This window comes from Streptosporangium minutum (assembly GCF_002149035.1).
Classification (GTDB): Bacteria; Actinomycetota; Actinomycetes; order Streptosporangiales; family Streptosporangiaceae; genus Streptosporangium; species Streptosporangium minutum.
Window position 1 is genome coordinate 1 of the sequence record NZ_NGFP01000382.1, and the last position, 6,028, is coordinate 6,028.

Here is a 6,028-nt window from a genome sequence, read left to right on the forward strand (position 1 = left end):
ATTCTCAAGTCATGCCAACAAACCGGGAGCCCGCCCTCCGCACCACCGGGCTCCGCAAAGCCTTCGGCGACCACGTAGCCGTCGACGACATCCACCTCACCGTCCCCGCCGGATCCTTCTACGGTCTGGTCGGCCCCAACGGCGCCGGCAAGACCACCACCCTGGCCATGGCCGTCGGCCTGCTCCGCCCCGACGCCGGCAGCGCCGAGATCTTCGGCGTCGACGTCTGGCGTGACACCGTCCAGGCCAAGGGACTGATCGGCGTGCTGCCCGACGGCAACGCCATGCCGGAACGGCTCACCGGCCGCGAGGTCCTCACCTACCTCGGCCTGCTGCGCGGCCTGCAGCCCGCCGTCGTCGCCGAGCGCACCGACGAACTCCTCCAGATCCTCGAACTCGACTCCGCCGAGCGGACCCTGGTCATCGAATACTCCACCGGCATGCGCAAGAAGATCGGCCTGGCCGTCGCCCTCCTGCACGCGCCCCGCCTGCTCGTCCTGGACGAGCCGTTCGAGGCCGTCGACCCCGTCTCCGCAGCCACGATCAGGACCATCCTGCGCAGGTTCACCGCCAACGGCGGCTCCGTGATCATCTCCAGCCACGTCATGGCCCTCGTCGAGCAGGTCTGCGACCACGTGGGCGTCATCTCCGACGGCCGTGTCGTAGCCGCCGGGCCGCTGGCCGACGTACGCGGCGCCGCAACCCTGGAGGACGCCTTCGTCGATCTCGTCGGCGCCCGCGCCGGAGGAACGGAGGGGCTGGCATGGCTCACCTCCTCCTGACCTCCGGCCCGGTCGCCGCACAGCACATGATCCGCATGCGGCTGGCGATCATGCGCAACTCTCTGCGCGGTGAGGACGCCGCCAACCTCTACACCGGCGTCTCGCTCGGGGTGCTCCTGGCCTTCGGAACGATCGCCGTCGCCGTACTGTGGCCCGCCTACCTGCCCCTCACCCTGGCCGCGTGGTTCTCCGGCTGGATCTTCGGCCCCATCCTCTTCGGGGGCGGCAACGAGGCCCTCCGCCCCGAATACTTCTCCATGCTCCCGGCCACGCCAGGCCGGATCGCGGCGGCACTGCTCGCTGGAGCTTTCGCGGGCCCCGCACCTGCGGTCAATCTCATTGCCCTGCTGTCCCTGCCCGTGTACGGCTGGCGCTTCGGCCCGGCCGGAGTGCTCATCGGCCTGGGAGCAGCCGTCACCACGCTCATCACCATGGTGATGATCTCCCGCGTCATCGTGGCGCTCATCGGGCTGTTCGTCCGTTCCCGCGCCACCGCGGCCGCCGTCGGCATCGCGATCGGCACCGCCATCGCCCTGTGCAGCAACGGCTGGGCGCCCTTCGTAGCTCTGGGCGGCACCGACACCGCCGCCTGGTCCCAGGTCCTCGTCCGGGCCCTGCCCTCCGGCTGGGGCGTGGCCGCCATCGAAGCCCCCTGGCCCCTCGCCCTCGCCATCCTTGTCGCCGGCGCCGGCGTGATCGCCCTCCTCCTGGCCGCCTGGGCCGTCCTGCTGTCACGGCGCGTCGTCTCGGCCGCTCGCGGCGGTGTGCCAACCCGCCGCGGCGCTCCCCGCCCCTTCCCCGCCGCCGGCGGCGCCCGCATCACCGCCGCCAAGGAACTGCGCGCCTGGTGGCGCGACCTCGTCCGCATCCAGCTCCTCGCCCTCGCCTTCTCCTATGCCATCGTCACCCCCCTCCTACTCGTCACCATCGACTCCTGGATCATGGTCCCCTTCACGGGACTCATCGCGATTGTGATGGCCGCCGCGTCCTCGGCCAACCTCTACGGCGCCGACGGGACCGCCCTCTGGCTCACCCTCATGACCCCCGGCGCGGAACGCGCCGACGTCCGCGGACGCCAACTGGCCTGGCTCCTCATCGTCGGGCCGGCCGCAGTGCTCCTGTCCCTGGCCGGCACTCTGGTCAGCGGCCAGGCGTGGGCCTGGCCGTGGGTTCTCGGCCTGCTCCCCGCCCTCCTCGGCGGCGGCGCCGGGCTCATCGTCCTGCTGGCCGTCACCTCGCTCGTCCCCGGCACCGACCCCCACAAGCGCGGCGGCAACCCGCTCAGCACCGGCGCTGACGAAACCGCCGAAACCAGCCTCGCCTGGATCGTGCTCGTCGCGGTCCCCGCCATCGCCCTGCCCGCGGCCGGCGCCATCCTCCTCAACCCCTGGGCCGGCATCGTCACCGGTGTGCTGACCGGCGTCCTCAGCGCCTGGGGACTCGGCAAGATCGCCTACCGCAGGCTCGAGAGCCACGGGATCGACCTGCTCAACCTCATGAAGCACGGCCCGGCACCCCAGGCCGACAAACCCACCACCGCGGACCTCCCCGTCCAGCACCGCATCGGCGTCACGATCTGCTACCTCATCGCCTGGCTTCCCCTGTTCCCCCAAGGACTCGTGCCCATGGTCATGAAGATCGTCGGCATCGAGGACCGCGGATGGTTCCTCGCCCTTCATCTCCCGCCGATCTGGCAGTGGCCCACCATCATCTTCATGATCGCCATCGGGCTGCTCATGTACGGCTACGCCATCCTGATCCCCATGCGCCTAAGCTCATCCTCATCGGCCGCTACCAGCTGAAACCCGTCCATACCCGAGAGGAGGGCACGCCCCGGATGAACGACCCTTTCCCACTCTCCATTTGGGAGCGACGCTTCGAGAACGTCGTCGAGATCGTCCCCTACGTCACCCTCGCCGCCTCCCTCCTCATCAGCCTGGCCTCACCCGACCAGCCTCCAGGCGGGATCCCCCGTACCCTCGCGCTCACCGCCCTGGCCCTCGCCTGGATCGTCGGGACTCGCACCCTCCTCCCCGCCACCGTGCGCCGGGGCCGGGTCGCCGTCACCGTTCACTTCGTCGGCATCCTGGTTACCGCCGCACTGCTGGCCTTCCACGACCCCATCTTCGTCATCTACTGCATCTCCGGCTTCTTCCTCGCCGCCCACTTCGCTCCCTCCAAGTGGACCTTCGCCGCCGTCGCCGCCACCTCCTTCATCCTCTACGGATCGACGCTCGACTGGAGCAAGGCCACCATCCAGCTCATCGCCTTCTACCTGGCGATCATCGCCGTGCAGACCGTCGCCATCGGCGGCGGCTCGATCGTCGGCATCAAGATCGAGGACCGGCAACGCATATACCGGAAGGCAGCCAGCGACCTTCAGACGGCCATGGAGGAGAACGCCGACCTCCACGCCCAGCTCCTGACCCAGGCCCACCAAGCCGGCATCCTCGACGAACGCCAGCGCATGGCGCGCGAGATCCACGACACCCTCGCCCAGGGCCTCGCCGGCATCATCACCCAGCTCCGCGCCGCCCAGCGCGTCGAGGATTCCGGCGCCCACGTCGAACTCGCGCTCAACCTCGCTCAGGACAGCCTCACCGAAGCCCGTCGCTCCGTCTCCGCCCTCCAGCCCCACCAGCTCGAGGACGCCCACCTCCCCGAAGCCATGACCACCCTGGCCCGCGGCTGGTCCCAGAGCGCCGGCGTCGACCTCCTCGTCGAAGTGACCGGCGACCGCGTCCCCCTCAGCCCCGCCATCGAGGTGACCCTTTTCCGCGTCGCGCAGGAAGCCCTCACCAACGTCGCCAAACACGCGGGCGCCACCCGCGCCGGCCTCACCCTCTCCTACACCGGCCCCGTCGTGCTCCTCGACATCCGCGACAACGGCACCGGCATCCACCACCCCAACGGCGAAGGATTCGGACTCAGCAGCATGAGACAACGCGTACGCGGCGTCGGCGGCTCCCTCGAGATCGAGAGCACACCCGGCGAGGGCACCGCTGTCAGCGCCACCGTCCCCGCACTCCAGGGAGACCGGCGGTGATCCGGCTCCTCATCGTGGACGACCACCCCATCGTCCGCGACGGCCTGCGCGCGGCCTTCCAAGCCGAACCCGACATCGATGTCGCCGGCGAAGCCGCCAACGGCCGCGAGGGCGTCGAACGCGCCGCCGCACTCGAGGTCGACATCGTCCTCATGGACCTGCGTATGCCCGAAATGGACGGCGTCAGCGCCATCACCGCCCTGCGCCACTCCCATCCGCACATCAAAGCCCTCGTCTTGACCACCTTCGACGGCGACTCCGACGTCCTGCCTGCCATCGAAGCCGGCGCCACCGGCTACCTCCTCAAGGACGCCCCCACCGACGAACTCCTGCGCGCCGTCCGCGCCGCCGCCGCGGGCGAGCCGGTCCTGTCCCCCTCGGTCGCCGGCCGCCTGATGGGTCAGGTACGCCGACCGGTAAAGGCTGCCCTTTCCGACCGCGAACTCCAGGTCCTCGCCCTCGTCGCTGACGGCGCCACCAATCGCCAGGCGGCCGCCAAACTCTTCATCAGCGAGGCCAGCATCAAGACCCACCTGCTGCACATCTACGACAAACTCGGCGTCCGCGACCGCGCCGCCGCCGTTGGCGAGGGTTATCGACGAGGTTTGCTCGGTTAGTCGACGGACAGTCCGCCTTTGGCAGAGACCCACTTTCGCCTACCTGCAGGAATGCCGCAAATGGCGGCTGGTGGGGCCAGCCTTGCCGACAGGCCGCCTCCGGCCTCCCGCTGCGCGCCACCCGGCCACCGTCACCGGGTACGTCAGCCACCCTGTTTTGCTTTTAGCTGAGGAGCCTTCAGTCCGTTGTAAATGATCTTGAAACCGATCGAGCGCCTTTACAATGTAGATTAATAAGTCTGAGGTGTCATCGTCCATGCGTCCAGACGTTTGAAGCCCGTCCGCGGAAACCGGTTTCCTTGTCTCCCTACCGAGCGACGGAGGATACCGCCGGCCACTCCCCCAGGCACCTCTCGAACCGGTCCCCTTCGATGCCCCTCCCCCACCGAGCCTCGCCTATAAGACAGCTCCGGGGACCATCACCGCGCCGAGCCGGCCACCGGCGTCGGCGTCTGCCGTCCGCTGGCAGCGTCGGCCCGAGGCCGTGGACGAGTGATCCTCTGCCGGCTCGACTCCCGGTAGCTCGCGGCCTTCTCCCGAAACCGCCGTAAGCCCATCGCGAACTGGATGAATGTGGAGGCCTCTCCCCCGGCGGACGCCGTGGTGCACCGGCCTCATCGTGAACTCTGGATGATCTCGGCGATTCACGCGAGGTCGGCGCGGATCCAGCCTTCGACGCGCGCATTGAACCACTCGGGGTATTGCAGCGGCAGTCCGTGGCCTGCGTGCTCGTGAATGATCAGCTCGCTGTTCGAGTGGTCATGGTCGAGCTGCCGCATCCCCTCCCGGAGTGCTCGTGGTTCCTTCGCTCCGGCCAGGAGCAGAGCGGCTCCGGGGAACCGGTGCCAGGCCGACGGCGTGCGGAACTCCGCATTGGCCCGGGTCAGCGCGATCAGACTCTCCCTGGGCAGGGTCTGCGAGGTGCGGATGTAGTCGTCGAGGAGATCGTCCGGGATGTACAGCGACTTCGCTTGGAGCTTGGCAAACCATGTCTGCCGGGCGAGCGGTGCGGTGAGCCTGACGAGCCAGTGGCTCAGGCTCGGCAACGGTATGCCCTGAGTCAGCGCGCTGGTGATGACCACGCGTGTGACCACCTCGGGATGGGAAGCGGCCAGTTCGAGTGCGAGCTGTGCGCCGAGCGAAAAACCTGCCACAGTGACGTCCGTGCCGACGGGGAGCTGCGCGAGATGAGCGGCGAGCTCGGCGACAACCGCCGCGCTCGTCGTGAAGGCCGTGTCATGGCTGTGACCGTGACCGGGGAGATCAGGCACAAGAACGCGATAGCGCGCTCCGAAGTGGTCGACCTGCGCATCCCACATCCAGCCGGCGACGCCACCGCCGTGGATCAGCAACAGGACAGGACCAGCGGCATTACCGGTCTCTCGCATGTACAAGGCAGGTGCCCCCTGTGGGATCGAGGTTGTCGGAGACGACAACGTTTGCACGGTGCAGCCGCGGCCCCGCGATGTGATGCGCTCCACCGTAGTACGTGGTGGGGTGTCCGGATGGGCGTGGAGTATACGCAGCCGTCCGGCGCCGGTGCGGAAGTCAGGGGCGGGGGATGGAGACGGCGGTGTACGGGG

5 protein-coding genes are annotated in these 6,028 nt (G+C 68.9%); 4 read left to right on the top strand and 1 reads right to left on the bottom strand.

What is annotated here, in order from left to right; all coding sequences use genetic code 11:
- Window positions 1–11 precede the first annotated feature (11 nt).
- The 4 genes from CA984_RS41965 to CA984_RS41980 are packed head-to-tail and all read left to right on the top strand — an operon-like array spanning window position 12 to window position 4,445.
- Window positions 12–782 (top strand): ABC transporter ATP-binding protein, encoded by a 771-nt coding sequence (locus CA984_RS41965; RefSeq protein ID WP_086578891.1) that lies wholly within the window; start codon window positions 12–14, stop codon window positions 780–782.
- A complete protein-coding gene (locus tag CA984_RS41970; RefSeq protein ID WP_086578892.1) occupies window positions 764–2,584 on the top strand; it encodes a hypothetical protein in 1,821 nt (606 codons plus the stop codon). Before CA984_RS41965 ends, CA984_RS41970 begins: the two co-directional genes overlap by 19 nt.
- 35 nt (window positions 2,585–2,619) lie before the next feature.
- Window positions 2,620–3,828 (top strand): sensor histidine kinase, encoded by a 1,209-nt coding sequence (locus CA984_RS41975; RefSeq protein ID WP_086578893.1) that lies wholly within the window; start codon window positions 2,620–2,622, stop codon window positions 3,826–3,828.
- Window positions 3,825–4,445: a response regulator gene (locus CA984_RS41980; RefSeq protein ID WP_086578894.1), complete on the top strand. Its 621-nt coding sequence runs from the start codon at window positions 3,825–3,827 to the stop codon at window positions 4,443–4,445. The genes CA984_RS41975 and CA984_RS41980 overlap by 4 nt, the downstream gene beginning before the upstream one ends.
- Before the next feature lie 644 nt (window positions 4,446–5,089).
- Here the strand turns inward: CA984_RS41980 and CA984_RS41985 are convergent.
- Window positions 5,090–5,833: an alpha/beta fold hydrolase gene (locus tag CA984_RS41985; protein WP_086578895.1), complete on the bottom strand. Its 744-nt coding sequence runs from the start codon at window positions 5,831–5,833 to the stop codon at window positions 5,090–5,092.
- Between the last annotated feature and the right edge of the window lie 195 nt (window positions 5,834–6,028).